Here is a 25,628-nt window from a genome sequence, read left to right on the forward strand (position 1 = left end):
CGCCCCCCGGGGGGCGACACGGGGGGGGGGGGCACCCCCCCGGCGGGGCGGGGGGGCCCCCCGGCCCGGGGGGGGGGGGCCGGGGGGGGGGGGGGGGGGGGGGGGTCCCCCCCCCCCCCCCCCACCTCCCCTTCCAGATGCCCGCTATCGCGAGGTCACTGGCAGCGCTTGCCCGTGTTGATGCAGTTGACCATCTGCTTCATCAATTTCTTGGAGAAGAAGTTGATGAAATCATTGTGGTCGGTGATCGGTTTGTGGAGCTGTTCCGGGAAGGTGTCCACGGCGAACGGGTTCTGCACCACCCCGTTCTCGATCGACGGGGCCGGCACGTCGTAGACCAGCCGCACCTGGAGCTGCGGGATCGCCTTGAAGCCGTTGGCGCAGGTGCCGTCGGCCCGGACGAACGCCACGTGCGTACGGTGGTTGGCGCTGTCGACGTTCTGGCCGTCCCAGCAGCTCTGGAACTTGGACAGCCGCACCACGTCACTGCCCTCGGGGCACAGCGGGTACTTGTCGGTCAGCTGCCGGTTCTCGAAGCCCGTGCAGGTCCAGGAGGTGTTGGCGTTGGCGAGGCCGTTGACGAACGCCTTGGCGTCACCGGTGATGATGCGCAGCGCCTGCGGCATGGCGACGACCGGGCCCCTGCGGTTGCCGGTGAACTTCAGCTGGGCCTGCGCGGGCTCCAGGATCCGGCCGACGTTGCCCTCGGTGCCGCCGCCCGCGTCGTTCTGGTCGAAGTCCTGCGTGCCGTCCTGGAGACGCAGCACCGGCCAGAAGTAGGAGGAGCGGTCGCCCTGGTTGCGGCAGGTGGTGCGGGCGCCCGCGAGGTCCTGGTCGCTGGCGAAGGCGTCGTTGCTCTGGTTGCCGACGTAGTCGTGCAGATGGTGGGCGCCGTTGGTGACACCCGGGGCCACGATCACGTTGTCCGTGTTGTGGTTGTCGTTGGAGTTGGTCCCGCACCGGGTGGTGAAGGTGCCCCGCGAACCGCTCCGCCCGTTGGCGGCCAGCCCGTTGGGCAGATCCCGGGAGCCCGGCTGCACGGTGGTGATGTCCTGGAAGTCGGCCGCGACCGGGCCGTTGCCGCCCTGACCGCCATTGCCGGGTTCCTGACCGCCGCCGTCTCCGCCGCCGTTCGCGCCCTCGGTTCCGCCCTCGGTTCCTTCTCCTCCGCCGTCCCCGCCGGTTCCGCCGGCGCCTCCGTCACCGGGTGGCGGCTGCTGCGGCGGGGTCCCGGTGCAGCCCGCCAGGTCGTCGAGCTGGTCGGTGGCGTTGCCGCCGGCCCGGTCGATCTCCCGCTTGATCCGGTCGATCAGTACCTTCCGACGGTCCTGGAGCGGTTGCAGGATGGCGTTCCGGACGTAGTTCCCGTCCTTGGCCTGCGCGTCACGCGTGCTCGCGAGCCGCTGGTACGCCTCGGTGATCTGCTGGTCCATCGAGGCCAGCTCGCCGTCCACCTCCCCCCGCGCCCCGGCCGGCACCTCGGACAGCTCCTGGCCCACGTCCGGGCAGTCGATGGTGGCCACCTGCGCGGCGGCTGCTCTCGTCCGGTTCTTCCAGCCGTTGTCGCTCTCGTGCGCCGAGGCATAGAAATTCGCCCAGACCAGCCCGCCCCCACCGAGCGCTAGGGCCACCGATGCGGCAATGGCCCTGGTGGCCAGCGGCGTACGGCGTTTTCGTGTGTTGCGTCCCATGGAACTCCTCTGACTTCCTTGCGGGGCGGCATCGAGGCACCCGACAGGAGTGAAGCGGCTCCCACAGATACGGGGCCCGCCTCAGAGGTGTTCAGCCGTCACGGGAATCGATCCGGAAAACCCGTACGGAGCGCGGTACGGGAAGGGATCTCAGCGCGGGATCTCAGCGGCCCTGGTCCAAATAGGCGAGTACGGCCAGAACACGCCGGTTGTCGTCGTCCGAGACCTCAAGGCCCAATTTGGCGAAGATGTTGGAGGTGTGTTTGGCGATCGCCCGTTCCGTCACCACCAGCCGCTCCGCGATCGCCGCGTTGGACCGGCCCTGCGCCATCAGCTCCAGCACCTCCAGCTCCCGCGGGGTGAGCCGGCCCAGTGGCCGGTCGTGCGCCGCGCGCCGGCTCAGCAGTTGCTGGATGACCTGTGGATCCATCGCCGTACCGCCCTCCGCCACACGTCGTACGGCGTCCACGAACTGCGCCGCGTCGAACACCCGGTCCTTCAGCAGATAGCCCACCGCGCCGGCACCGTCGGCCAGCAGTTCACGGGCGTACAACTGCTCCACGTGCTGCGACAGCACCAGCACCGGCAGCCCGGGCCGCTCCCGCCGGGCCCGCAGCGCGCACTGGAGCCCCTCGTCGGTGTGGGTCGGCGGCAGCCGTACGTCCACCACCGCCACGTCGGGCGCCAGTTCGGCCAGCGCCCGGGTCAGCTCCGGGCCGCTCTCCACGGCCGCGGCGATCTCGAAGTCATGGGCCTCCAGCAACCGGACCAGTCCGTCGCGCAGCAGGAACAGGTCTTCGGCTAGGACAACGCGCACGGAATCTCCATGGTGACCATGGTGGGACCGCCGGCGGGCGAGCTGACGGCCAGGACGCCGTCGAATGTACCCAGGCGCCGCTCCACCCCCGCCAGGCCCGACCCGGCGCCGGTCGCCGCGCCGCCCCGGCCGTTGTCGGTGACCGTGAGCCGCAGCATGCCGTCCCCGTGGTGGACGTCCAGCCAGACCCGGTCGGCCCGCGCGTGCTTGACCGCGTTGGTGAGCACCTCGCTGACCGCGAAGTACGCCGCCGCCTCCACCGGCTCCGCCGCCCGGCCCGGCAGCTCCACCGCCACCTCGGTCGTCACCGGCATCCGCAGCGCCAGCGCCCGCAGCGCGTCGCCCAGGCCGCGTTCGGCCAGCACCGGCGGATGGATGCCGCGCACCAGGTCCCGCAGTTCGGTCAGGGCGTCGGCGGAGGAGCGGCGGGCCTGCGCGAGCAGTTCCCTGGCCTTCGCCGGGTCCTTCTCGATCAGCGCCTCCACCGTGCCCAGGTCCATGCCCATGGCCACCAGCCTGGCCTGCGCCCCGTCGTGCAGATCCCGTTCGATCCGGCGCAGTTCGGCCGCCGAGGTGTCCACCGCGTCCCGCCGGGTCTCGGTGAGCACCCGCACCCGCTCGGCGAGTACGCCCTCGCCGGGCGCGAGCAGGACACGGGCGATCCGGAAGTGGGCGCGCAGCAGCAGCGGCGAGAGCCGGGCGGCGACGAGGAACAGGACGACGCCCAGCGCCGCGGCGGCGAACGCGGTGAGCTGACTGTCGACCGGCACGAAGCCGTACCAGTACCCGTCGGGGAAGACCCGCCACAGCCCGACGGCCAGCAGCGGCCCCTCCAGCGGGTACATCACCAGCACGAACGCGAGCAGCCCGGTGACGAACCCCGCGACCATGTCGACCGGCAGCCACCGCAGATCCCGCCAGGTGGCCGGGTCGCCGAGCATGCCGAACGTCCGGCCCCACGGGTTGGCGCCGACGGGCAGCGGCCGGTACGCCGCCGGGATCCGCACCCCACCCCACTCGGCGGCGAGCACCCGCCGCGCGTTCGCGAAGGCCCGCACACCGGTCAGCACGTACGGCGTCGTCACGATGCCCACCCCGACCGGGATCAGCGCCAGGGACACCACCGACAGCACGAGGCAGACGACCGCGCCGGGCAGCGCGATCAGTGCCACCGCCAGCCCCCGTACCGCGGTCAGCGCCAGCTCCCGTGCCGTGCGTGCCCATCCGTCGGCGCCGGTCCGGTGACCGCCGCGTCCACCGCCGTGCCCTGTGCCGCCTGTCTCCGCGCGTCCACCGCCGTGCCCTGTGCCGCCCGTTCCCGCGCGGCTGCCGCCTGTCTCCATGCGCCCAGTCTGTCGGAGGCCACCGCGCCGGACACGGGGGCGAAGGCCCGGTCCGGGGGTGGTGCCACCTACACCCCCGGACCTCGGCGCCGCCGGGTCAGCGCTGTCCCAGCACCTTCGCCTCCACCTCCGGGGCCAGTCCCACCACCGGGCGGTCCGGGCGCTGCGGGGCCGTACCGCCCAGGGAGCGCAGCCAGGCCCAGGTGTCCTCGACGGTCTCCTCGGCCGGACGGCAGGTCAGCCCCGCCGCCAGCGCCCGCGAGACATCACCGCCGTGCAGGGCGCCGTGCATCTCGGTGCCCGGCGGCGCCCACACGGGCAGCTGGGACCACGGTTCGATCCCGGCCGCCAGCACGGTCTCCGGGTCGGTCCAGCGCAGCTCGGCCGTCGAACCCGTCGCCGCCACGCACGCGTCGAGGAGCTTGCCCATGGTGGTGTGCCCCGGCGGCGAGATCAGGTTGTACGGCCCGCCCAGCCCCCGCTCCACCGCGTCCAGCGTCCACCCCGCCAGATCGCGTACGTCGATGAACTGGAGCGGCAGGTCACGCGGGCCCGGTGCCAGGACCGGCCCGCCCGCGGCGATCCGGTTCAGCCACCACGGCAGCCGCCCGATGTTCTCGTACGGCCCCAGGATCAGCCCCGAGCGCACCAGCAGCGCGTCCGCCGCCCCGAACTCCGCCACGGCCGCAAGCTCACCGCCCCGCTTGTCGCGCGCGTAGTCGGTCTGCTCCGCGTCCGCCGAGGCCCCCTCCACCACCGGGGCGTCCTCGGTGAATCCGGCGGGCGGCGCCCACGCGTACACCGAGCCGCTCGACACATACGCGTAGCGCCCGGCGCGGCCCCGCAGCAGCCGCGCCGTGTCCCGTACCGCCCGGGGCGCGGCCGACCAGGTGTCGACCACGGCGTCCCACGGACCGGGGTCGGCGGCGAGCGCGGCGAGCCCGTCGGGCGCGGTGCGGTCGCCGTGCAGCGACCGCACCCCAGCCGGGGGCGCGTGCCGTCCCCGGTGGAAGACCGTCACCTCCCAGCCCCGGCCGAGGGCGGCCTCCACCACGACCCGCCCCACGAACTCCGTACCGCCCAGCATCAGAAGTCTCATGGGTCCGACTCTGCCGGGCCGGGCGGCCGAAGGGAACGGCGCTACGCCGTGGGCAGAGCCGTGGGCAGAGGGGCCGGATCCGGGTCCGGTGGGTCAGTGCCCGGTCGGCGGGGTGTACTTGTAGCCGACCCGCCGCACCGTCTGGATCGACTTGCGGTGCTCGGCGCCCAGCTTGCGGCGGAGCCGGGCGACATGGACGTCGACGGTCCGGCCGTCGCCGACATGGCCGTACCCCCACACCGTGGTGACCAACTGGTCACGGGTGTGCACCCGGTGCGGATGGGTGACGAGATGGGCCAGCAGTTCGAACTCCAGGTAGGTCAGGTCCAGTTCCGCCCCGTCGACCAGGGCGGTGCGCCGTACGGAGTCGATCCGGATGAGCGGCTCGGGACCGTCGTCGGTGGCCACCGGGGGGCCACCGGCCGTCCCGGGCCGGGTGGCGGTCGTCACGGCCGCGGCAGCCGCCGGGTCGGGCACCGCCACCGGCAGGAACGGCGGCTGCTGGTCCGCGGGGACGAGCAGCAGATAGCCGACCATGGGCGGCCGGCCCGGCAGGGTGGGCAGCGCGTGGGCCGGGGCGGGCAGCCAGGTGGCGCCGGGCGGCAGCAGATCGGCCGGATCGAGCACCTCGTCCCGGTCGACGGCCCGCAGCCGGTGCCGGTTGCCGGACCCGGCGGACGGCGGGGCCGGTGGGAGCGGGGCGGAGGTGAGGGGGGCGGAGGACAGGGAACGGGAGACAGGAGCGGGGTTCGCCATGAGGGTCAGCTCTTTCGCGCGAGAGGTCCGTCGGGGACGTACGTCGTGTCGCGCAGGCCGGGGGCCGGGAAGCGGCGTCAGAGGGCCGGCGCGGTCTCCGCGCGGCAACACACCCGGTCGAAGTCGTCGTGCTGACGGGACGGCCAGAACGGCTCAAGGTCGTGGCGACCGTGAGCGCGGCGGTTCGGGAATCTGGCCATGGCCCCATTGAAGCAGATGCCCTCCACAGGGGAACCCTCCCTCTCACGGCTCGGACAGCGCGCGTCCGAAAAGCAGGACACCCGGGACCGGGCCCGGACACACGTGCGGGGCGCCCACCGTGAAGGCGGACGCCCCGTTCGAAGTTCCTGAGAACGAAGGAAGACGAGGGAAGGGACGGGGCGCGGCGGAGGAACCGCCGACCCCGGGTCAGACCTGGCCGGCCTTCTCCAGCGCGGTGCAGCAGGTGTCCACGAGCAGCCGGGTCACCACGTACGGGTCGACGTTGGCGTTGGGGCGGCGGTCCTCGATGTAGCCCTTGCCGTCCTTCTCCACCTGCCACGGGATCCGCACGGAGGCGCCGCGGTCGGAGACGCCGTACGAGAACTTGTCCCACGGGGCGGTCTCGTGGAGTCCGGTGAGGCGGTCGTCGATACCGGCGCCGTAGTTCTTGACGTGGTCGAGCGGCTTGGAACCCTCGCCGAGGGACTCGCAGGCGGTGATGATCGCGTCGTACGTCTCGCGCATCGCCTTGGTGGAGAAGTTGGTGTGCGCGCCCGCGCCGTTCCAGTCGCCCTTGACCGGCTTGGGGTCGAGGGTGGCGGAGACCTCGAAGTCCTCGGCGGTGCGGTAGAGCAGCCAGCGGGCCACCCACAGCTGGTCGGAGACCTCCAGCGGGGCGAGCGGGCCGACCTGGAACTCCCACTGTCCGGGCATGACCTCGGCGTTGATGCCGGACAGCCCGAGCCCGGCCTTCAGGCAGTTGTCCAGGTGGGCCTCGACGACATCGCGGCCGAAGATCTCATCGGCGCCGACACCGCAGTAGTAGCCGCCCTGGGGGGCCGGGAAGCCGCCCTGGGGGAAGCCGAGCGGACGGTTGCCGTCGAAGAAGGTGTACTCCTGCTCGATACCGAAGATCGGCTCCTGACCGGCGAACCGCTCGGCGACCTCGGCCAGCGCGGCCCGGGTGTTGGAGTCGTGCGGGGTCATGTCCGTGTTGAGGACCTCGCACAGCACCAGCAGGTCGTCACCGCCGCGGATCGGGTCGGGACAGCTGAAGACCGGGTTGAGCACACAGTCCGAGGCGTGCCCCTTGGCCTGGTTGGTGGAGGACCCGTCGAAACCCCAGATCGGCAGCGCGGCGCCCTTGTCGGAGTCGGCCAGGATCTTCGTCTTTGAACGCAGCTTGGCCGTCGGCTCCGTGCCGTCGATCCAGATGTACTCAGCCTTGAAGGTCACGGGTCTCTTCCTTCGATGGGTCCGGGCGCGCCGTGCGGATGCGGTGCCGCGGCACGGGGCGCCGCCGTTGCTCCCGGCAGCTTGTCAACAGGCGATTTCCCGCCCGTTGCCCGAATGTGAACCCCGTGTTACCCAGGACCCGCGTGACACACGGCACTTGGTGCGCCGCCCCGAGAGCCCCGGGACCGGTGCCGGGCGGTCCGTCGTCCGCATCGCATACGAGCCGTACCGCAGTTCGCCCGTGCGCCCCCTCCGGCCCCCGGGGTCAGGTCTCCTCCCGCTGCGCCGCCGCGTCCCGTACGCCCTCCAGGAACCCCCGGATCGCGGCCCGTTCCCGGGCGTCGTAGCCGTCGAACAGGGCGACCGTCCGCTCGATCAGCGGCCCGAAGAACGACCGGCCCGATGCGACGGCACGCTCGTCCACCTCCACGACCACCGTGCGCCGGTCGGTGGTGCCCCGTACCCGCCGTACCCGCCCGGCCCGCTCCAGCCGGTCCACCAGCGCGGTCGTCCCGGCCGAGTTGAGCCCGAGCGCCGCCCCGAGCCGTCCGGCGGTCATCTCCTCCCCCGAGCGGGCGGCGTCCATGAGCGCGATCAGGGCCCGTACGTCCGTGCCGTGCATGCCGTTGCGGCTCGCGAACCGGGTGCTGTGCAGCCCCAGTTCGACGGTGGTGGCCCGCAGCAGGTGCACGATCTCCATCGACTCGCCCGGTTCCGGCGGGTCCTTCCGCTTCTCCTCGTGCCTCGCCACGGCCGCCCTTCCCCTCTATTATCTCGCTCTACGACAATCTCGCTGAACGAGATGATAGGGGAGCGCGAACACGATGAGCGCCGACGACTTCGACCGGGACCGTTTCCTGCGCGCCTACGACAAGGTCATCGCCCGATGGCCCCCGGGGCGGCGGGCGCTGGAGGTCGACACCCCCTTCGGGACGACCTACGTCCATGTCGTCGGCCCGCGGGACGCCCCGCCGCTGGTGCTGCTGCCGGGCGGGCGCGCGACCGCGGCGTCCTGGTTCGCGCAGGCGGGCGAACTGGGGAAGACCCACCGCGTCTACGCGCCGGACCTCATCGGCGACCCCGGCCGCAGCACCGTCCGGGCCGAACGGCCCGTCCGCGCGGTCGCCGACCTGACGGCCTGGCTGGACGCGCTGTTCGCCGGCCTGGGGGTGGCCCGCACGGCCCTGGCCGGGCATTCGTACGGCGCCTGGACGGCCCTGCACTACGCGCTGCACGCGCCCGCCCGGGTGAGCGGGCTGGCCCTGCTGGATCCGACGCAGTGCTTCGCGGGCTTCCGGCCGGCCTATCTGCTGCGTGCGCTGCCGATGCTGCTGCGGCCCACGCCGCGCCGGGTGCGGGCCTTCCTGGAGTGGGAGACCGGGGGAGCGCGGCTGGACCCCGACTGGCTGGGCCTCCAGGAGGCGGCGGCCGGATTTCCCGCCGCCAGGCCGGTGACCGGGCCCCGCCCGGCCCCCGAGGCGCTGCGCGCGCTGGATCCGCCGGTCCTGCTGCTCCTCGCCGGGAACAGCAGGGCCCATGACGCGGCGCGGGTGGCGGCGCGGGCGGGCGCGGTGCTGCCGCGCGGGGAGACCGCCGTACTGCCCGGCGTCTCCCATCACGCCCTGCCGCACGCGGCTCCCCCGGAACTGACCCACCGCCTCGTCGGATTCCTGGGCGGGGGAGCCCGTTGAGTCGAGGGGGGGAACGGGGGGAGCCCGGGAATCCGGGCGATCCGGGGGTGGTGTGGGGGTGGTGCGGGGCCGGTCCTCACCCCACCCGCTCGATCAGCGCCCGGCGGATCAGGAACTTCCCGGGCTCCCGGACCTGCTCGAACGCCGCGTCGTTGAGCAGGACGCAACTGCCGGAGACCGAGGTGACCTCGACCGTCGTGGACTTGCCGTTGTCCAGGTTGGTCACCGTGAGCCGGGTGCCCGCCGGGAACCGATCGCTGGAGGCCGCCGGTGCGCCGCCCTCGCCGGACAGGGTGACGGTGGAGCCGCCGCAGACCTGCTCACCGGGGGCGGGCGGTACCGTTCCGGCCGGGGGTGCCGCTTCGGCGGGGGGTGCCTGCTCGCCGGGCGGGGCGGCCTCGCCCGGCGGGGTCTCGGCGGCGGGCGGCGCGGTCTCGGTGGGCGGTGCGGTCCCGGTGGGCGGTGCGGTCCCGGAGCCCTGGTCGGACTCCCCGACCCGGCATCCCGACGCCTTCTGCCCGCGCTCGATCTCGGCGACGACCGCCTCACGGTTGGCGATCCGCGCCGCCGACTGCGCGTCCGGGTCCGCCCGCTGGCCGGCGATGAACCGCTGGTTGTTGCCGAGCGCGGTCGCGAGCCCCTGACAGACGGTCGAGTCGGCGTCGGCAGGGGACCGGGCGGCGCCGGTCGGCGACGGGGTGGCGTTGGAGGTGGCCGCCAGCGCGAAGGCCCCGCCACCGGCCACGGCCGCCGCGCTCACCAGCAGCGCGATCCTCTTCCTCGTACTGAGCGTTCTCCTGCGCGACATGCGCGCCTCCTGAGCGGTCGGGGAGCGTACGCCGCTAAGTACGAGATCTCCGGCGAGGTTTGCTCAGCTGTCACCCGAGCAGCCTCAAGCACCCCGTGTCACAGGGGACTTGGCTCCCGTCCGACCCTCGCGGGTCAGCGCCGGGAGAGCGCGTCCCGTACGGCCTCCTCGCTGCGGCCCACCACGGCGGTGCCGTCGTCGGCGGTGATGAGGGGGCGCTGGATCAGCTTGGGGTGCGCGGCGAGCGCGGCGATCCACCGGTCACGGGTCCCGGCGTCACGGGCCCACGCCTTCAGGCCCAGTTCCTTGGCGGCGGCCTCCTGGGTGCGGGTGATGTCCCAGGGTTCGAGACCGAGCCGGTCCAGCACGGCCCTGATCTCCGCCTCGCTGGGCACGTCCTCCAGATAGCGCCGGACCGTGTACTCGGCTCCCTCGGCGTCGAGGATCTGCACGGCGCTGCGGCACTTGGAACAGGCGGGGTTGATCCAGATCTCCATGGAGCCACGGTACGAGACCCGCCCGGCCACCCGGCCCACCCACGCCCTGTTCGAATATCCGCCGCTGTCGCACCCGCCCCGGCAGCCCATCGGGGAACGGCCGCAATTCCCCTGCCCACCAGGCGTTTTGCGGAGCCGCGCGGTGCTGTGCGGTCTCCCTGAATGTCAGTGCGGGGCAGTAGAATGGGGGAAGTGTTCGAGGGGATCGCGGGGGCCTGTCAGGGCCTTCGGCGGTGCCCTTCCTCGCGACAGGAGGATGCCTGTGCCCGCTGCCGCACTGAAGTCGAAGCCGTTGCCGACCCAGTCCACCGCGAAGCGCTCCGTACTGCTGGAGCTGCCGTACGAGCCCGTGCCGAAGCGGCCGTTGCCGCCGGGACGGCCCCGCCAGTGGTACATCACGCACAACCGCCGGCTGAAGGCGATGCGCCTCGCCATCGCCCTGCTCGACTCCGGCGTCTACCTGCCCGACCAGGCCCGCGACGAGAGGATCCGCAGCACCGCCGAGCTGATCGGCGTCCACCCGCCGTCCCCCACGACGTGCCACATGGTGCGCGCGTTCATGCGCTACCACCGCTGATCCCCGGCCCACCGGCGCCGGGTGCGTCCGCCCTCACCGGCGCACCCGGCACCCGCGCCCCCTCACACCGATCCCTTCACACCGACCCCTTCACGTCGATCCCTTCACACCGACCCCTTCACACCGACCCCTTCACGTCGATCCCTTCACGCCGACAACTCCCGTTCCAGCGGTGTCCTGAAGCGCGGGGTGACCCGGGTGGCGCCCACCCAGCCGCGCAGTCTCCCGGCCTCTGCCTCGATCGCCCGCTCGGCCTCGTCGCCGACCCCGGCGCGGTCCAGCAGACGCCAGACGATCCGGCCGTCCGGGCGCTGCGCCCAGCCGCCGACCACCCGGCCGTTCCACCACACCGTCGGGCCCACATTGCCGCTGCGGTCGAAGAGGGCCGGGCGCACCTCGGGGGAGAGGAACCAGTCACGGTGCTGCCAGCCCATCGCCGTCGGGTCGAGCGCGGGCAGCAGCGCGGCCCAGGGCTCCCCGGGGTCGGTCACCGCGTCGGTGTCCCCCGCGGACACCCAGCCCGTGCCCTCCTCCAGCCGCACCTCCCGCGCGCCGATCGCCCGCAGGGCCCGCCGTACCTCCGTCACCTTCCAGCCCGTCCACCACTTGAGGTCCGCCTCGGTCGCCGGACCGCAGGCCGTCAGCCGCCGGTCCAGCAGCGCGGCCTGCGCCTCGGCGATGTCCAGTTCCGGATGCCGGGGCGCGGGCGCCCAGCGGAACTGCGACGACGTCCAGGAGCCGAGCGGTCTGCCCCGGACGACCTTGCCCTCCAGGCCGAGCACCGTCAGCAGCCGGGTCGAGACGGTGTGCAGCCCTTCGTAGCTCTTCCCCGCGCCGTAGAGGAACCGCTCCCTCAGTCTCGGCTCGTCCTGCGCCAGTTCCACCGCCGTCGCCTGTCCGCGCCGCTCCAGCGCGGCCAGCGTGGACTCCTCCACCGCCTTCAGCCAGACCGCGTCCGGCGCCCCGGCCGCCGCCATCTGCTGGAGCAGCCCCGCCCGCTCCCGCTCGGCGACCGCGAGGCTCGTGGAGGCGTGCACCACGGCGGTCAGCTCCGACGGGAACACGAACACCGTGCGCCGCATGCCGTGCATCCGGACCAGGGATCTGTCCGTGTACAGCGCCCGCTCGGTCTCCGCCACCGTCGCCGCCGGGTCCACGAGGCGGGCGCCCACCGCCAGATACACCGTCGCCGGATCCGATCCGTGCAGAGCCACCAGCGCCCGCGCCACCTCCTCCGGAGTCCTCGCCCGCGCCTGCGGTGCCAGCCGCTGCCGCAGCGCCAGCCGCGACCGCCGCTCGTCCGCGCCGACGTAGCGCGTCCGTGCCCCCTCACCCATCCCGGCCTCCCCTCGCCCGGCCGCCCGCTCCGTCCCCGACCTTGCTCCCCATCATCACCGACCCCACTGACAATCGGCCCGGCCGACGACGTCTCCGCAGGTCAGCACCGCTGCGCAAGCAGCAGCCCAGGGCGGCGGCGCCTCCCGCGTCAGCGGCCCCGTGCGGCGGTCCGACCGCCGTCCCCGTCGCTGTCGCTGTCCCCGTCCCTGTCCCTGTCCCTGTCCCTGTCCCTGTCCCCGTCCCCGTCCCCGTCCCCGTCCAGCAGGGTGGTCACCAGGTCCCGGCGGGAGTCGGCGCGGTCGCGGAACCAGAGGCCCAGGAAGTGATCGGCGTCGGGGAGCGCGACGCGGGTGTACCGGGCGCGGGCCGTCAGCGCGTCCTGGACCGCCTCGGTGACGGCCGCCGGGATGATCTCGTCCGTTCCCGGTACGACCAGCACCGCCCGGCCCGCGAAGGCGCGCAGCGCGTCCAGCGCGGGGGAGTCCCGCCAGCGGTCCGGCGTCCGGATGAGCTGCGAGAAACGGCCGTCCCCGGCCCCGAACGGCAGGTCCCACGCCTCGGCCGGGTAGACCGCCGGGGCGCACAGGGCGAGGGCCGCGACCCGGTCGCCGTAGTGCCGGGCGAGGTCGGCGGCCGTCTGGCCGCTCATGCTGAAACCGACCAGCACCAGCGGTGTGTCCGCCGCCACCTGCCCGTCGATCACCCCCACCGCCTGCTCGTACCGGCGCCGCAGACTCAGTTCCGGCAGTGCCCCGCTGCTCTCGCCGTGCCCCGAGAAGTCGAGCGCCAGCGCGCCGCAGCCCTGTGCCGCGAACTCCGCGAGCAGCGGTCGCAACCGCTCCTTGCTGCCGCCGCCGGCGCCGTGCAGAAGGACGGCGGTGGGAGCGGCCGGGGCGGCCTCGGCGGCCGGGGCGGGGCGCGGGGTGTCGGGTCGCCGGGGGACGTACGGCGTCCGCGGCGCGACGTGGGTGACGGCGAGCCGCTCGGTTCCACCGCCGGGTGCGCCCGGGACGTCGTAGAAGAAGTCGCGCTGGGGGAGGTCGGGGCGGGAGAAGTCGGGGTGGGAGGGGGAGAGTTCGGTCATACGGCCATTCTTCCCGCCCGGGAAGGCGGGGCCGGTCGGGCGGGGTGGGGCGGGTGGGACGGTCGGACCAGGTCGGTCGCTCGGGTCGCTCGGGTCTGGTTCGGGTCAGGTTCGGGACGGGCGGGTCACTGGAGGCCGGGCGCTCCCCACAGCGGGAACCAGCGGCCCAGGTCCGGCTCGATCCGCAGATCGTCGGCGAGCACCGACTTCATCTGCAACTCCAGCGGACTGTCCCGCCGCTCCGTGCCGGGCAGCGGCGCGAAGGGGTAGAACGTGCCGCGCTTGTAGAGATAGACGAGGGCCAGCCCTCTGCCGTCGCTACGGCGTTCGAAGCCCGCGAGCGAGCAGAGCAGCTGGGGGCCGAAGCCGTTGGACTCCATGGTCGAGTTGACCGCGTGCAGGTCGTTGACCAGCTCCGGAAGCTGGTCGGGGGTACGGCGGGAGATCAGCCACGAGTAGCCGAACCTGTCGCGCACCAGCTTCACGGGGGAGTCGGCGCGCTCGGCGTCGGCGTCCAGCAGGGCCTGCACCTCGCGGTGGGTCTGCTCGAACGCCTCGCCCTCGACGGTGGCGAAGCACACCGCGCCCTGTCCGGTCGCGGTGAAGCCGGCGGCGGCCTCCAGGGTGACGGCCGCCGACGGCAGGGCGAACAACTGGTCGAGATCGGGCCGTACCGGCTTGCTGCGGCCCAGCAGGATGTCCAGCAGCCCCATGCTCACCTCGCGTTCCCGGGCAGCGCGGGCTCACCCAGCTCGGTGGAGATCCGACCCAGCTGCTCCAGCCGCTGCTCCAGGGTGGGGTGGGTGGAGAACAGCTTGGCCAGTCCGGGCTCGGTGCCGAACGCCGGGGTGAAGTAGAAGGCGTTGAACGCCTGGACCGTCCGCAGATCCTTGGTCGGGATACGGGCGATGGTGCCGTCCACCTTGGTGAGGGCGGAGGCCAGCGCGGAGGGCCGGCCGGTCAGCAGCGCCGCCGCCCGGTCCGCGGCCAGCTCGCGGTACCGGGACAGCGCCCTGATCAGCAGGAAGCTGATCGCGTACACGGCGGCCGAGACACCCATCACCGCGGCGAAGATCATCGCGGTGTTCTGGTCCCGGCGGGCGCCGCCGAACATCTGGGAGTAGAGCGTGAACCGTACGACCAGCCCGGCGAGCACACCGAGGAAGGAGGCGATGGTGATCACGGCCACGTCCTTGTGCGCGACGTGCGACAGCTCGTGCGCCAGCACCCCCTCCAGCTCGGCGGGCTCCAGCCGCCGCAGCAGCCCGGTGGTCACACACACCACGGCGTTGTCGGGGTTGCGGCCGGTGGCGAATGCGTTCGGCATGTCCATGGCCGACACGGCGACGGTGGGTTTCGGCATGTCCGCCATGGCGCAGAGCCGGTCCACGACCGCGTGCAGCTCGGGATACTCCTCACGCTCCACGATCCGGCCTCGCATCGCGTACAGCGCGATCCGGTCCGAATACCAGTACTGCGCCACCATCAGCGCGGCCACGACGACCACGGCCAGCACCCACGACTTCAGCAGCACGATCAACGCGGCCACGAAGGCCACGTACAGCAGCCCGAGCAGGAACATGGTGACCGACATCCGTACGGTCAGTCGCCGGTCGCTGCGGAAGCGACTCTGCATCTGTATCACCCCGCACTCGCTCACGATCAGGCACTCGTCCCACTTTCAAGTGTGCACCTGACCACCCCGTACGCGAGTCCCGAGCCCGGAGCCTGGAAGCCGGGGCCTGGAAAGCAGCCCGGAGCCCGGAAAGGGGCCCGGAGCCTGGAAGCCGGAGCCCGGAAGGGGCCCGGAGCCCGGAAACAGGAGCCGAAGGAGCCCGGAGCCTAGAAAGGGGCCCGGAACTCGATGTACCCGAGCAGCAGGATCACCGCGGCGATGCTCCCGAGGATGATCACGGTCGACACCCAGGCCGGCCGCTCCCCGGGCCCCCGCCGGGGCCGCTGCCCGCGCGCCCGGCCCTGCCCCCAGCCCTTCCCCCGCCCCTTCCCCCGGCCACGGGCCCGCCGCCGTCCGTCCGGCTCGGGCCGGAACGGCACCGGACCCGGCGGATTCTCCTTCCACCGGGCGGCCAGCATCCGCGCCCGCGCCGACGGCTCCTTGTGCTCGGCGTCATCCGCCCACCGCAGGTCGTACTCCTCGACCCCCGGCTCCAGGCCGTCGGGCCCGGGGCCATCCTGACCCAGGTCGTCCCGACCCCGGCCATCCTGACCCCGGTCGTCCCGTCCCCGGTCGTCCCGTCCCCGGTCGTCCCGTCTCCGGTCGTCCCGACCCGGCTCCGCCATTTCCGGTCCACCCCCGTGTCCCAGTCCAGTGGGCTCCATCACCAGAGCCCTGGAATAGAACATACGCCCGTGCCCCACCGTCCGACACGACGATGGGGCACGGGCGCATCACACCTGCGTCAGCGGCCGGTCACGGCCGCCGTGGATCACACGTCGAAATACAGCTCGAACTCGTGAGGGTGCGGGCGGAGCTGGAGCGGGGCGATCTCGTTGGTGCGCTTGAAGTCGATCCAGGTCTCGATCAGGTCGGACGTGAAGACGTCACCGGCGAGGAGGAACTCGTGGTCGGCCTCCAGGGAGTCCAGGACCGCCGGGAGGGAGGTCGGGACCTGGGAGACGTTCGCGTGCTCCTCGGGGGCCAGCTCGTAGAGGTCCTTGTCGATCGGCTCGGCCGGCTCGATCTTGTTCTTGACGCCGTCGAGGCCCGCCATCAGCAGGGCGGAGAAGGCCAGGTACGGGTTGCCGGAGGAGTCCGGGGCGCGGAACTCGACGCGCTTGGCCTTCGGGTTGGAGCCGGTGATCGGGATCCGCATGGCGGCCGAGCGGTTGCGCTGCGAGTAGACCAGGTTGACCGGCGCCTCGAAGCCCGGGACCAGGCGGTGGTACGAGTTCACCGTCGGGTTGGTGAACGCCAGCAGCGACGGGGCGTGCTTGAGGATGCCGCCGATGTAGTAGCGGGCGGTGTCCGACAGGCCCGCGTAACCGGCCTCGTCGTAGAACAGCGGGTCGCCGTTGCTCCACAGCGACTGGTGGACATGCATGCCCGAGCCGTTGTCACCGAAGATCGGCTTCGGCATGAAGGTCGCGGTCTTGCCGTTGCGCCAGGCCACGTTCTTCACGATGTACTTGAAGAGCTGGAGGTCGTCGGCCGCGGCCAGCAGCGTGTTGAACTTGTAGTTGATCTCCGCCTGACCGGCGGTGCCCACCTCGTGGTGCTGGCGCTCCACCTTCAGCCCGGCCCGGTCCAGCTCCAGGGAGATCTCCGCGCGCAGGTCGGCGAAGTGGTCGACCGGCGGGACCGGGAAGTAGCCGCCCTTGTAGCGGACCTTGTAACCCCGGTTGTCCTCCACCGCGCCCGTGTTCCAGGCGCCGGCCTCGGAGTCGATGTGGTAGAAGGACTCGTTCGCGCTGGTCGAGAAGCGCACGCTGTCGAAGACGTAGAACTCCGCCTCCGGACCGAAGTACGCGGTGTCGGCGATGCCCGTCGACGCCAGGTACGCCTCCGCCTTCTTCGCCACGTTGCGCGGGTCACGGCTGTACTGCTCGCCGGTGATCGGGTCGTGGATGAAGAAGTTGACGTTGAGCGTCTTGTCCCGGCGGAACGGGTCGACCCGGGCGGTCGACAGGTCCGCGCGCAGCGCCATGTCCGACTCGTGGATGGCCTGGAAGCCACGGATCGAGGAACCGTCGAACGCCAGCTCCTCGTCCGGGTCGAACGCATCGACAGGCACCGTGAAGTGCTGCATGACGCCCGGGAGGTCGCAGAAGCGGACGTCGATGAACTTGACCTCCGCGTCCGCGATGAACTTCTTGGCCTCATCGGCGTTCTGGAACATCCAGCTCCTCCTGCTCCCGGGCCTACCGCCGGGGTGGTAGTTCGTTCGTGCGGCCAGTGCCGTGACACACGCGGACCTCGACCCTAGGGAGAGGTGATTTCTCGGGCGTGACCCATTTGTTTCACAGAAGTTAACCGGGGCTGCCGGACGCACTCCCTTCCACCGTAGCGCCGGGGCCCCGTGCCGTATCCCCTCCCGGCACCCTGCCCCCCGCCGTACCGTGCCCGCCGCGGCGGGCAGTACCGTGGTCGGGTGGACAAGAGGCAAGCAATCGGATCATGGCTCTCCGGCCCGCGCGCTGCCCTGGAGGACGCCGGGGCCGACTTCGGCTACCGCGGGGAGCAGCTCGGCCTGCCCGAGCAGGGACCGGGCTCGCTGGCCCGTCCCGGCCGCCGGCTCGCCGCGCTCCTCGTGGACTGGGCCCTCTGCTTCTTGATCGCATACAGCTTGATCACGGACGGCTACCAGCAGCCCGCCACGAGCAACTGGACCCTGCTGATCTTCTTCGTCCTCGGGGTGCTCACCGTCGCCACCATCGGCTCCACGCCCGGCAAGCGGCTGCTCGGACTCCGGGTGATCGCCCTGGACACCAAGACCGTCCAGCCAGGGCGCGCTGTCCTGCGCACCCTCCTGCTCTGCCTTGCCATCCCCGCCCTCGTCTGGGACCGGGACGGCCGCGGCCTCCACGACCGGGTGGCCCGCACCATCGAGGTCCGTATCTGAGATCCGGGGCCCGCCCCGGGCCCTCTCGGTGGTCCCGCCGCCCGTCCCGGGCCTGACGCCGGTCGGGTGACCGGCGGGCCGGTCGCGGCCCGGGTCCGCTCCGGGGCGGCTCCCGTTGGTGACACTTCCGCCATCCGGCGTGAAGGTGGTGGACAGGTGTCGTACGACGGCCCAACGACGATCGTGCACAAGGCGGCCCGGGTCGCCGAGGTCGCGGCCCGTCACGCGGACGAGGCGGAGGACGCGCGGCGGCTCTCGCTCCCGGTGGTGGACGCCCTACGGGAGGCCGGGTTCGCCCGGCACTTCGTCCCGGCCGCCTACGGGGGTGAGGCCGGCGCCTTCGGAGAGCTGACGTCGGCCGTCAGCGTCGTCGGCGAGGGATGCACGTCGGCGGCCTGGGCGGCCTCGCTGGCCGCGTACGCCGGGCGCTACGCCGCCTTCCTGCCCGAGAAGGGACAGTCCGAACTCTGGGCCGACGGGCCCGACGCCCTGCTGGCCGCCGCCCTGATGCCCTCCGGCACCGCCGAGCGGGTCTCCGGCGGCTGGACGCTCGACGGTGAGTGGAAGTACATCAGCGGTATCCACTTCGCCGACTGGGCCCTGGCCTGCGCGCCCGTCCCCGACGAGGGACCGGCCGACGGCGGCCGGCCCCCGGTCCGCTACTTCGCGGTGCCGCGCGGCGACCTCACGATCGTCGACAGCTGGAACCCCGTCGGCATGCGCGGCACCGGCAGCGACACCCTGACCCTGTCCGGGGTCTACGTGCCCGAGCACCGCACCCTGGCCCGCTCCGATGTCCACGAGGGCCGGGCGCCCGCCTCCGACGCCCGCTGCCACATCGTCCCGATGTACGCCGTCAACGCCCTGCCCTTCGCGGTCCCGCTGATCGGCGCCGCCCGGGGCGCCCTGCGCGGCTGGACCGCGCGGACCGTCCCCCGGGTCGACCGGCGCGGCCGGTCCGTCGCCGAGCAGCCCGCCACCCAGGTCGTCCTCGCCCGCTCGGCCGCCGAGATCGACGCCGCCGAGCTGCTCATCCACCGCACGGCCGCCTTCGCCGACGGCACCGAGACGCTGCCGGAGGCCGAGGCGGCGGTACGCGGCCCGCGCGACCTCGCGCTCGCCGTGGACCTGCTGGTCTCCGCCGTCGACCGGGTCTACCGGGCCAGCGGCACCTCGGGCCAGTCCGTCACCGACCCCGTCCAGCGGTTCTGGCGGGATGTGAACAGCGCCGCCTCGCATGTGGCGCTGTCCTTCGAGACGACGGGCGCGGCGTACGGGGCGTGGGCCTTGGCCGAGGGCGGGCCCGAGCGGCAGCAGCGGCGCTGACCTGCGCGGACGAGCCGGGCCCGGCCGAAGGGGAGAGCGGTCCGGTTGCTGCCCCCTGTCCGCGGCGGCATAGTCGAGCTGGATGCCGGTGACGCCCTCGGACCCCAGTGAACACGGACAGTGACTCGACTCGCCGGCGAGGCCCGACAGGTGGTGCGTCCGTCATGACGGAGCAGGATATAGCCGAGGCCGGTGTGACCGGCGAGACGTTCCGGGCCGCGATGGCCCGGTTCCCGTCGGGTGTCGTGGTGGTCACCACGCGCTGCCCCGACGGCACCCCCCGCGGATTCACCGCCAGCTCGTTCTGCTCGGTGTCGCTGACCCCGCCCATGGTGCTGGTGTGTCTGGCGAACTCGGCCGAGTCCGCGGCGTCCTTCGCGCGCTGCCGGCACTTCGCGGTGAGTGTGCTGTCCCCGCTGCACGGCCCGCTCGCCATGCGCTTCGCGACCAGGGGCGCCGACAAGTTCTCCGGCGGCGGGCTGGGGCTCAGCCCCGACGGGCTGCCGACGGTCGACCGGGCGCTGTCCGAGCTGGACTGCGCCATCCACGCACGACACCCGGCCGGGGACCACATGGTCCTGATCGGCCGGGTGACGGGAGTGCGGCTGGGCGAGGGGTCGCCGATGGTGTACTACGACCGGTCGTTCAGAACGCTGGCCTGAACGGATGCCGGTCTGAACGGATGCCGGTCTGAACGGATGCCGGTCTGAACGGATGCCGGTCTGAACGGATGCAGGTCTGAACGGATGCAGGTCCACGAACGTCGGTCTGAACGGACGCCGGTCCACGGATGCCGACCGGTGAACGGACGTCGGCTTGAACGGGCCCGGTTCAGCGGGTGCGGGGCTGTCCGCCGCCCTTCGGCAGCTTCATGCCATTGGGCATCGGACCCTTCGGTCCAGTTCTCCCGCGTGGCCTATCCGTTCACTCTGTCTGCAACGTCCTGACCTGCGAGAATAAAAGCCCCCTCCGTCTGGAGGGGGCCTCTTCGCCGTTGGAGGGGTGGGGCGGAGAGCATGCATGCTTGACGTCTATGGCAAGACGAGAACCCCGGTCAGGGACACCGACCGGGGTTCTCGGGTGTGAGTCTACGGGGTCACGATGCGAGGAGGTGCTGAACGAAGGCGCTCCACCCCCCAACGGGGAAGGCCAGCGTGGGGCCCTCAGGGTTCTTGGAGTCCCGAACAGGGACCACACCAGTTGCGGCAGCCACGTCGGGAGCCCACTCAAGGCAGTTCCCCCCTCCGTTGCCGCTACGGCGAGACTTGACCCACCGAACGCCGGTGAGGTCAGGGGTGGTGCTCATCTGGAAGTGCCTCCATAACGGACCGGATCATGTCCGCCGACTCGACGGGGGATAGCGCTGAGGCGCTGAGCAGATCGTAGGCCCGCATCCGGGTTTGGACCTCAGCGTTTTCCTCTACCAGTGTCCCAGTGGTAATCGCCTCTTCATAGGCTACGAGAGCCCCGTCATCAAGCGTCCAGAGGGAGAGGGAACCGCCTGCAAGCGCGTGCCCACCGTGAGTGAAGGGCAAGACCTGTACGTATGTGCTGGGCGTGAGTGCGAGATCAAGCAGCCTGGCTAGTTGCTCTCGCATGATGTCTGAGCCACCGTACGACCGTCGTAGTACTGCCTCGTCCAGGATGACGGCATAGTCCGGCCCGGGGTCCCCAATGAGTAAGTCCTGTCGGGTCATTCGACCGATGACGAGATCGTCAATCTCATGCTCGGTGGCCTTGGGGTTGTGAACCTCGAACTGAGCCCTTGCGTACCGCTTTGTCTGGATCAAGCCCGGGACGATCTGAGGTGAGTACTCCTTGATCACGACAGCTCGGGCCTCAAGTTCCATGCGTCGCCGGAACTTGTCGGGGTGGACCTCCTTGCGAGCCAGCGCATACAGATCCGTGAAGACGCTCTCAGTCCCAAAGGCGGCATCCAGCATGGCCGGCAGCTCTGGAGGCACGGGCGACTCTGCGCGCTCGATGCGGGAAAGGTGAGCCTTGGAAATCTTCACGACGCCTGACAGAGCGTCAAGGCTCATGCCAGCACGCCCGCGGTGCTCCCGCATCTTGGCACCGAACATGTGTCGGGCTGAGCGGTCCGGTGTGAGCGGCTTCGACGGCGCTGCCACGTGCAACCCCCATGTTCCATCTTCGAAGTTGGGACATGAACCAGTGGAGATCGTACGACGCTGGCTGTGACGCTGGGAGTACACAGGGCGAACCCCCACCCCTGAGAGAGGTACTTCCCCTATGCCTGAAACAGCCCAGGAGCAGACCCAGGCCGCAGCACCCGTCGAGCGCTGGAAGCCTGCCCTTCACGAGATCGTCATTGACAACCACAGCAACAAGCCCGGCGAGTACATGGGCAAGGAACTCGGCGTCACGTGGCTGCGACCGGTCGGCGGGGGGATCGAGTGGCCCACGGAGAGTTTCCGGCAGGCCACCCAGGAAGAGGCGATCCGCGCGAGGGTGGCTCACGAAAACCGTAGGAGTGCCACACCGTGACCGCCGTACGCCAGTGGCCGTCGAAGGTCGCACATGAGCAGCCGACGCCACGGCGGTTAAGGACGTGGCGCTTCACCAGCGATGGCCCTTTCTGGGGAGCGGTTCTCTGCCTGCTTGTCGCTGGTTCGGTGGTGACATACCTGATCGCACTCTTGCAATGGTGGCCGGGCGGATGAAAAAGGGAACGAGGAGAGTGACAACCCGCTCAACACCCCAACGGGCGCCGACCTGGTGAAAGAGCAGTACATCAATCTGCGCGCTATGTGCGGTGAGTTGAAGGACCCGACTTCGACAGAAGAAATGGATGCCAAAGACTGGGAGATCTATGCGACAGGGTTCGCTAGGAGCTTCCGGGGTCTGGATCTTCTACTCACCCAGGGGGCTCCATTCCCTGAGGAGTGGGTCCTAGGCATCACCACCCCCTGAACTCCTGCCCTGCCGGATGAGTCCGCGAAGGCTCCCCCGTCCTCGTTGAGGCCCTGGCAGGGCAGGGCCCCCCTCCCCTCACCAGGTACCGCAGTCCGCAAAACCGCACCTGGTGAGGGGAGTCCTAGCCCCTCGTAGCTCAAGAGGTAGAGCGCTGTGGTGTGTCGCTTTTAGTCGAACGGCCACGTCCACAGAGGTTCCCGGTTCGAGCCCGGGTGAGGGGACTCGTGAAGTCGCATGTTGGCGGAGAAAGTCATGCATCAGGTGATCGTGAGCCCTCAGCAAAAAACGTTCGTAGCGGTACGCCCCGGCGCCCGAGGAGGGATGCGGCTTCCCCGCGACAAGTACGAGGACGTGCGCGAGGCCGTGAGTGCCGGCGGGCCTCCGCCCTCGTGGTTCTCCGAGGCCGCAGAGAAGTCCTGGGGGGTGCGTCTGGGCAACGCACCCGCGTCGAGCAGCGTCCTGGTTCGCCCTGAGACGGCCCTCAACTACAGCCGCGCTACCTGGGAGATCAACAGGGGTTGCAACTTCGCCTGTGACATGTGTGTGGTCTGGCAGCGCCCTTTCGCTGGACTCCCCATGGAGAAGAAGACCGCGCTCCTGGAGATGGTCCGGGACACCGGTGTTCTCTGGTTCCAGTTCACGGGCGGTGAACCGACCATCGATCCAGACTTCATCGAGTCGTACCGCACGGCGTACGGCATGGGGATGATGCTGGAGATCCTGACGAACGGATCTCGGCTCGACCACAGGCCCACCCTCGAAACCCTCACCGAGCTGCCACCGCACAAGATCACGGTCTCCTTGTACGGAGCTACGCCTGAGACCTTCGAGAACCTGACGAAGACCCGCGGGGCGTACCAACGAGTGATCCGAGGCTTGAAGGCGGCAAGGGCCGCCGAGCTGCCTCTTGAGCTGTCCCTCATCGTGACCGAGCACAACGCCCATGAAGTCGATGACATGAAGGCCCTGGCGGACAGCCTTGACATTCCGCACAAGGTATTCGCCAACATCTCTCCGTCCTACGAGGGAGATAAAGGCCCACTCGCCTTCCAGGTCACCGAGTACATCAGCCGAGAAGAGGTGTTCCGGGGCTGCCCCGCCGGACACACCTTCTACCACCTGGACCCGTTCGGCAGCGCAACTATGTGCAAGGTCGGACGCGAAAACCCCATCAACCTCATGAGTACCGGGGTTGGTGGTCTGAGGGATCTGCCGCTCATCGCAGATGCTCAGATGCTTCGCACTGGTGGGTGTAGCGGGTGCAAGCTATCCGGCTCATGCCGGGTGTGCAGGCCCCTCGCCAAGCTCTACCAGCAAGCGGAGGCACCACTACAGAACTACTGTCAGCACGGATTCGAGGAGGCAACAGCATGAGCCCTGTGGCTGTCGAGATCGCCCGACGCCCGGAGACGAAGCCCGAGCCGTCCGGCGTCGTCCTGGTGGACGACGTTGAGGACCTGAACGAGGGGATCATCCCCGGTTGCGGGGATGACAACCCGTACGCCGACTGACCAGCACGTTCCAGGCACGGGCCCCGCTTCGGCGGGGCCCGCGTCGCGTTGATGAGAGAGTGACCCCATGGCGTCTCGTACCACCTTTGAAGAGCTGCCCTCTGCCGTCCTTACGGCCATCGAGTCGCACACAGGACGGATTCACCGTGTCGACCCTGTGTCCTCGGGTCTCAACAGCCAAGTGGCGGCCCGGCTGCACTGCGATGCCGGCGGCGTGCATGTGAAGGGCCTTCGCTCCGACCACAAATGGGCCTGGACACAGCAGCGCGAAGCCGAAGTGAACCCCTTCCTCAAGGGCATTTCCCCGGAACTGGAATGGCGGGTTAAGGGAAGCGGCTGGGATCTCCTTGGGTTCGACCTCATCACTGGGCACCATGCGGACTACAGCCCGGAATCCAGGGACCTTCTCCCTATGGTGGAACTGCTTACGAGGCTCGGAGAGGTCGAAAGCCCCTCAATCCAGCTTCGGGAAGCAGGCCAAAGGCTGAGCAGCTTTGTTGATGATGCTTCTCAGGCAGCTCTATTCCAGGGAAATACCCTCCTCCACACCGATCTGAACAACGAGAATGTTCTCATCGAGGGAAATTACGCCTATATGGTCGATTGGGCCTGGGCTACACGAGGAGCACCCTGGCTTGACGCCGGATACTGGGTAATTTGGCTCATGGCTGCCGGAAAACACACACCGGAGCAGGCAGAGAGCTGGGCCGAGAGAATCCCAACATGGGAAACGGCCTCTCCGAAGGCCCTGGAAGCCTTCTCCCTGGCCAATGCTCGAATGTGGAAGGAGATCGGGTGGGAAGAACCAGATTTCTGGACCTCTCGACTGGTGCAGGCTTCCCAGGAGTGGTCTGAGTACAGGCAGAGGCTCACCAAGAGGTGACCGGAGCCGGGGTATACCAACCGGCTCCATAGATTACGTACGCGTCCTCTGACACAGAACGGGACAGCAGAGCCCCGAAGTGTGACCCGAGGAACAATGTTGTTGTTACCTCACCCCATCTGATGCAGCATTACGAGCCCTCTGAGGGGCCCCAAGAGTCCGCGGTGCCGGCGGAAGGGTCCAGCAGGGGACTCGAAGTGTGCTCAGGGTGATTAGCGCTTGTGAGCTTGTGAAGCCTTCAAACCCGTACACGACGGAGAGAACTACGACGCCTACTGATCGCCCCTCTTGGGACATGTGGGCTCTCGGCATCGCCGATGCTGTCTCCACTCGGGGTGACTGCACCAGGAGCCAGGTTGGTGCGATCCTGATGGACCAACTTCGGAACGTCTGTGCCGTTGGATACAGCGGCACGGTTCCGGGCAAGGACGGGTGCTTGAAGGGCAGATGCCCGCGCGGACGCTTGACCTACGACCAGATGTCGGCGGGTTCGGACTACGGCAACTGCATCAGCATTCATGCCGAAGAGAACCTGATGATTCACGCCCGTCGTGAAGACCTGCGAGGGGGCACGTTCTACGTGACTCGTGCCCCCTGTTGTCGATGCCATCCACACCTTCAGTCTGCGGGGGTCAGGCGGGGGGTGCGGCGTACCCAGACCGGTTACGAGCCAAGGTTCTGGACTGGGGGATGAAGCCGTGAGCGATCTTGAAGACGCAACCCCCGTCCCGCTCCCCATCTCTGAGACCGACTCACAAGGCAGCACCGTGACGTGGGTTGCCGCCGAAGGCGTGGGCTCCCTGGAGGCCCACCGCCGCATGCTCGAACTCTTGTTCTCCCCACGGTGGAGGACTTGACGTATGATCAGGCGATCCACATGAGTGGACCCCCCCGGAGGGCCTGGTAACCAGTCCGGGGGGGTCCTTGCCAGTCACTGGAGGACTGACATGGGTAAGTCTGTCACGCCTGCAATCGACATTGCAGCTCGGACCATCGCCGGCAAGCGTCTCCGTGCGGTCGACTATCTGCGCGTATCTACTGAAGACCAGACAAAGGGTTACGGCATCGCCTACACGGGCAGGCGGACTGCTGCCCACATCGCTCGTAAGCAGTGGGATCACGTCGACACCTTCAAAGACGAAGCCGAGTCGGGCACCCTTCCTTGGGAGGAGCGTGAGGGCGCAACCAAGATCATGGAACTCGCGGTACAGGAACCGCGTCCTTTCGATCTGGTCTGCGTCTACGAGACCCGA

The 25,628-nt window shown here is 70.3% G+C and carries 27 protein-coding genes and 1 pseudogene; 11 read left to right on the plus strand and 17 right to left on the minus strand.

Going from position 1 to position 25,628, the window contains the following annotated elements; translation table 11 throughout:
- Nucleotides 1-155: 155 nt before the first annotated feature.
- The 7 genes from ACIQNG_RS29840 to ACIQNG_RS29870 form a co-directional block, all read right to left on the minus strand.
- Nucleotides 156-1,691, minus strand: a complete 1,536-nt coding sequence (locus ACIQNG_RS29840) for a DUF1996 domain-containing protein (protein ID WP_401489306.1) — start codon at nucleotides 1,689-1,691, stop codon at nucleotides 156-158.
- Between the two features lie 163 nt (nucleotides 1,692-1,854).
- Nucleotides 1,855-2,508, minus strand: coding sequence for a response regulator (locus tag ACIQNG_RS29845; protein WP_401426793.1), 654 nt, complete (start codon nucleotides 2,506-2,508; stop codon nucleotides 1,855-1,857).
- Entirely contained in the window at nucleotides 2,493-3,851 is a 1,359-nt protein-coding gene (locus ACIQNG_RS29850; protein WP_401489308.1) for a sensor histidine kinase, read from the minus strand. Before ACIQNG_RS29850 ends, ACIQNG_RS29845 begins: the two co-directional genes overlap by 16 nt.
- Nucleotides 3,852-3,948: 97 nt before the next feature.
- The gene (locus tag ACIQNG_RS29855; protein ID WP_401489309.1) at nucleotides 3,949-4,950 is read right to left on the minus strand and encodes an SDR family oxidoreductase; all 1,002 of its coding nucleotides are present in this window, start codon (nucleotides 4,948-4,950) and stop codon (nucleotides 3,949-3,951) included.
- 93 nt (nucleotides 4,951-5,043) lie between these two features.
- Entirely contained in the window at nucleotides 5,044-5,706 is a 663-nt protein-coding gene (locus tag ACIQNG_RS29860) for a winged helix-turn-helix domain-containing protein (protein WP_401489311.1), read from the minus strand.
- Nucleotides 5,707-6,114: 408 nt separating this feature from the next.
- Nucleotides 6,115-7,143, minus strand: coding sequence for a glutamine synthetase (gene glnII / locus ACIQNG_RS29865; protein WP_401426803.1), 1,029 nt, complete (start codon nucleotides 7,141-7,143; stop codon nucleotides 6,115-6,117).
- Nucleotides 7,144-7,408: 265 nt separating this feature from the next.
- On the minus strand, nucleotides 7,409-7,843 hold the full coding sequence (locus ACIQNG_RS29870) for a MarR family transcriptional regulator (RefSeq protein WP_401489487.1): 435 nt from the start codon (nucleotides 7,841-7,843) through the stop codon (nucleotides 7,409-7,411).
- A gap of 124 nt (nucleotides 7,844-7,967) precedes the next feature.
- On the opposite strand from ACIQNG_RS29870, the gene ACIQNG_RS29875 reads away from it, so the two are divergent.
- Complete coding sequence (locus ACIQNG_RS29875) at nucleotides 7,968-8,834, plus strand: alpha/beta fold hydrolase (RefSeq protein ID WP_401489313.1); 867 nt, start codon at nucleotides 7,968-7,970, stop codon at nucleotides 8,832-8,834.
- Between the two features lie 76 nt (nucleotides 8,835-8,910).
- On the opposite strand, the gene ACIQNG_RS29880 is transcribed toward ACIQNG_RS29875, so the two are convergent.
- Nucleotides 8,911-9,642, minus strand: a complete 732-nt coding sequence (locus ACIQNG_RS29880) for a hypothetical protein (protein WP_401489315.1) — start codon at nucleotides 9,640-9,642, stop codon at nucleotides 8,911-8,913.
- Between the two features lie 134 nt (nucleotides 9,643-9,776).
- Nucleotides 9,777-10,139, minus strand: coding sequence for an arsenate reductase family protein (locus tag ACIQNG_RS29885; RefSeq protein WP_401489317.1), 363 nt, complete (start codon nucleotides 10,137-10,139; stop codon nucleotides 9,777-9,779).
- Between the two features lie 262 nt (nucleotides 10,140-10,401).
- Here ACIQNG_RS29885 and ACIQNG_RS29890 point away from each other — a divergent pair, with 262 nt between their 5' ends.
- Nucleotides 10,402-10,716 carry a hypothetical protein gene (locus ACIQNG_RS29890; protein ID WP_401489319.1) on the plus strand — a complete coding sequence of 105 codons (315 nt, stop codon included), beginning with the start codon at nucleotides 10,402-10,404 and terminating at the stop codon, nucleotides 10,714-10,716.
- A 146-nt stretch (nucleotides 10,717-10,862) separates the two neighbouring features.
- Here ACIQNG_RS29890 and ACIQNG_RS29895 read toward each other — a convergent pair whose 3' ends face one another.
- From ACIQNG_RS29895 to glnA, 6 genes are all read right to left on the minus strand, one after another.
- Entirely contained in the window at nucleotides 10,863-12,053 is a 1,191-nt protein-coding gene (locus ACIQNG_RS29895) for a winged helix DNA-binding domain-containing protein (RefSeq protein ID WP_401489321.1), read from the minus strand.
- A gap of 149 nt (nucleotides 12,054-12,202) precedes the next feature.
- Nucleotides 12,203-13,138 (minus strand): alpha/beta hydrolase, encoded by a 936-nt coding sequence (locus ACIQNG_RS29900; protein ID WP_401489323.1) that lies wholly within the window; start codon nucleotides 13,136-13,138, stop codon nucleotides 12,203-12,205.
- Nucleotides 13,139-13,263: 125 nt separating this feature from the next.
- Nucleotides 13,264-13,851 carry a hypothetical protein gene (locus ACIQNG_RS29905; protein WP_401489325.1) on the minus strand — a complete coding sequence of 196 codons (588 nt, stop codon included), beginning with the start codon at nucleotides 13,849-13,851 and terminating at the stop codon, nucleotides 13,264-13,266.
- 2 nt (nucleotides 13,852-13,853) lie between these two features.
- Nucleotides 13,854-14,774 (minus strand): zinc metalloprotease HtpX, encoded by a 921-nt coding sequence (gene htpX / locus ACIQNG_RS29910; RefSeq protein ID WP_401426821.1) that lies wholly within the window; start codon nucleotides 14,772-14,774, stop codon nucleotides 13,854-13,856.
- A 206-nt stretch (nucleotides 14,775-14,980) separates the two neighbouring features.
- On the minus strand, nucleotides 14,981-15,232 hold the full coding sequence (locus ACIQNG_RS29915) for a hypothetical protein (protein ID WP_401489489.1): 252 nt from the start codon (nucleotides 15,230-15,232) through the stop codon (nucleotides 14,981-14,983).
- A 353-nt stretch (nucleotides 15,233-15,585) separates the two neighbouring features.
- The gene (gene glnA / locus ACIQNG_RS29920; RefSeq protein ID WP_401426823.1) at nucleotides 15,586-16,995 is read right to left on the minus strand and encodes a type I glutamate--ammonia ligase; all 1,410 of its coding nucleotides are present in this window, start codon (nucleotides 16,993-16,995) and stop codon (nucleotides 15,586-15,588) included.
- Nucleotides 16,996-17,247: 252 nt separating this feature from the next.
- Between glnA and ACIQNG_RS29925 the strand changes: the two genes are divergently transcribed.
- The 3 genes from ACIQNG_RS29925 (at nucleotide 17,248) to ACIQNG_RS29935 (ending at nucleotide 19,706) form a co-directional block, all read left to right on the plus strand.
- On the plus strand, nucleotides 17,248-17,718 hold the full coding sequence (locus ACIQNG_RS29925) for an RDD family protein (protein WP_401426826.1): 471 nt from the start codon (nucleotides 17,248-17,250) through the stop codon (nucleotides 17,716-17,718).
- Nucleotides 17,719-17,874: 156 nt separating this feature from the next.
- The gene (locus ACIQNG_RS29930; protein ID WP_401426828.1) at nucleotides 17,875-19,044 is read left to right on the plus strand and encodes an acyl-CoA dehydrogenase family protein; all 1,170 of its coding nucleotides are present in this window, start codon (nucleotides 17,875-17,877) and stop codon (nucleotides 19,042-19,044) included.
- 164 nt (nucleotides 19,045-19,208) lie between these two features.
- Nucleotides 19,209-19,706, plus strand: coding sequence for a flavin reductase family protein (locus ACIQNG_RS29935; RefSeq protein WP_401426831.1), 498 nt, complete (start codon nucleotides 19,209-19,211; stop codon nucleotides 19,704-19,706).
- A gap of 434 nt (nucleotides 19,707-20,140) precedes the next feature.
- Here ACIQNG_RS29935 and ACIQNG_RS29940 read toward each other — a convergent pair whose 3' ends face one another.
- A complete protein-coding gene (locus tag ACIQNG_RS29940; RefSeq protein WP_401426833.1) occupies nucleotides 20,141-20,350 on the minus strand; it encodes a DUF397 domain-containing protein in 210 nt (69 codons plus the stop codon).
- Nucleotides 20,334-21,128 (minus strand): helix-turn-helix domain-containing protein, encoded by a 795-nt coding sequence (locus tag ACIQNG_RS29945; protein ID WP_401489491.1) that lies wholly within the window; start codon nucleotides 21,126-21,128, stop codon nucleotides 20,334-20,336. Before ACIQNG_RS29945 ends, ACIQNG_RS29940 begins: the two co-directional genes overlap by 17 nt.
- Before the next feature lie 169 nt (nucleotides 21,129-21,297).
- Here ACIQNG_RS29945 and ACIQNG_RS29950 point away from each other — a divergent pair, with 169 nt between their 5' ends.
- The 6 genes and pseudogenes from ACIQNG_RS29950 to ACIQNG_RS29975 all read left to right on the plus strand — a co-directional run.
- A complete protein-coding gene (locus ACIQNG_RS29950) occupies nucleotides 21,298-21,552 on the plus strand; it encodes a hypothetical protein (RefSeq protein ID WP_401489328.1) in 255 nt (84 codons plus the stop codon).
- 750 nt (nucleotides 21,553-22,302) lie between these two features.
- The gene (locus ACIQNG_RS29955; protein WP_401489493.1) at nucleotides 22,303-23,355 is read left to right on the plus strand and encodes a radical SAM protein; all 1,053 of its coding nucleotides are present in this window, start codon (nucleotides 22,303-22,305) and stop codon (nucleotides 23,353-23,355) included.
- Nucleotides 23,352-23,492, plus strand: a complete 141-nt coding sequence (locus tag ACIQNG_RS29960; protein ID WP_401426837.1) for a hypothetical protein — start codon at nucleotides 23,352-23,354, stop codon at nucleotides 23,490-23,492. The genes ACIQNG_RS29955 and ACIQNG_RS29960 overlap by 4 nt, the downstream gene beginning before the upstream one ends.
- Nucleotides 23,493-23,559: 67 nt before the next feature.
- A complete protein-coding gene (locus tag ACIQNG_RS29965) occupies nucleotides 23,560-24,375 on the plus strand; it encodes an aminoglycoside phosphotransferase (RefSeq protein WP_401489330.1) in 816 nt (271 codons plus the stop codon).
- Between the two features lie 295 nt (nucleotides 24,376-24,670).
- The gene (locus ACIQNG_RS29970; protein ID WP_401489332.1) at nucleotides 24,671-25,069 is read left to right on the plus strand and encodes a cell division protein DedD; all 399 of its coding nucleotides are present in this window, start codon (nucleotides 24,671-24,673) and stop codon (nucleotides 25,067-25,069) included.
- A 253-nt stretch (nucleotides 25,070-25,322) separates the two neighbouring features.
- Nucleotides 25,323-25,613, plus strand: a pseudogene (locus ACIQNG_RS29975) (recombinase family protein); the annotation flags it as partial.
- Nucleotides 25,614-25,628 lie beyond the last annotated feature (15 nt).

This window comes from Streptomyces sp. NPDC091377, assembly GCF_044757045.1.
Lineage (GTDB): Bacteria > Actinomycetota > Actinomycetes > Streptomycetales > Streptomycetaceae > Streptomyces.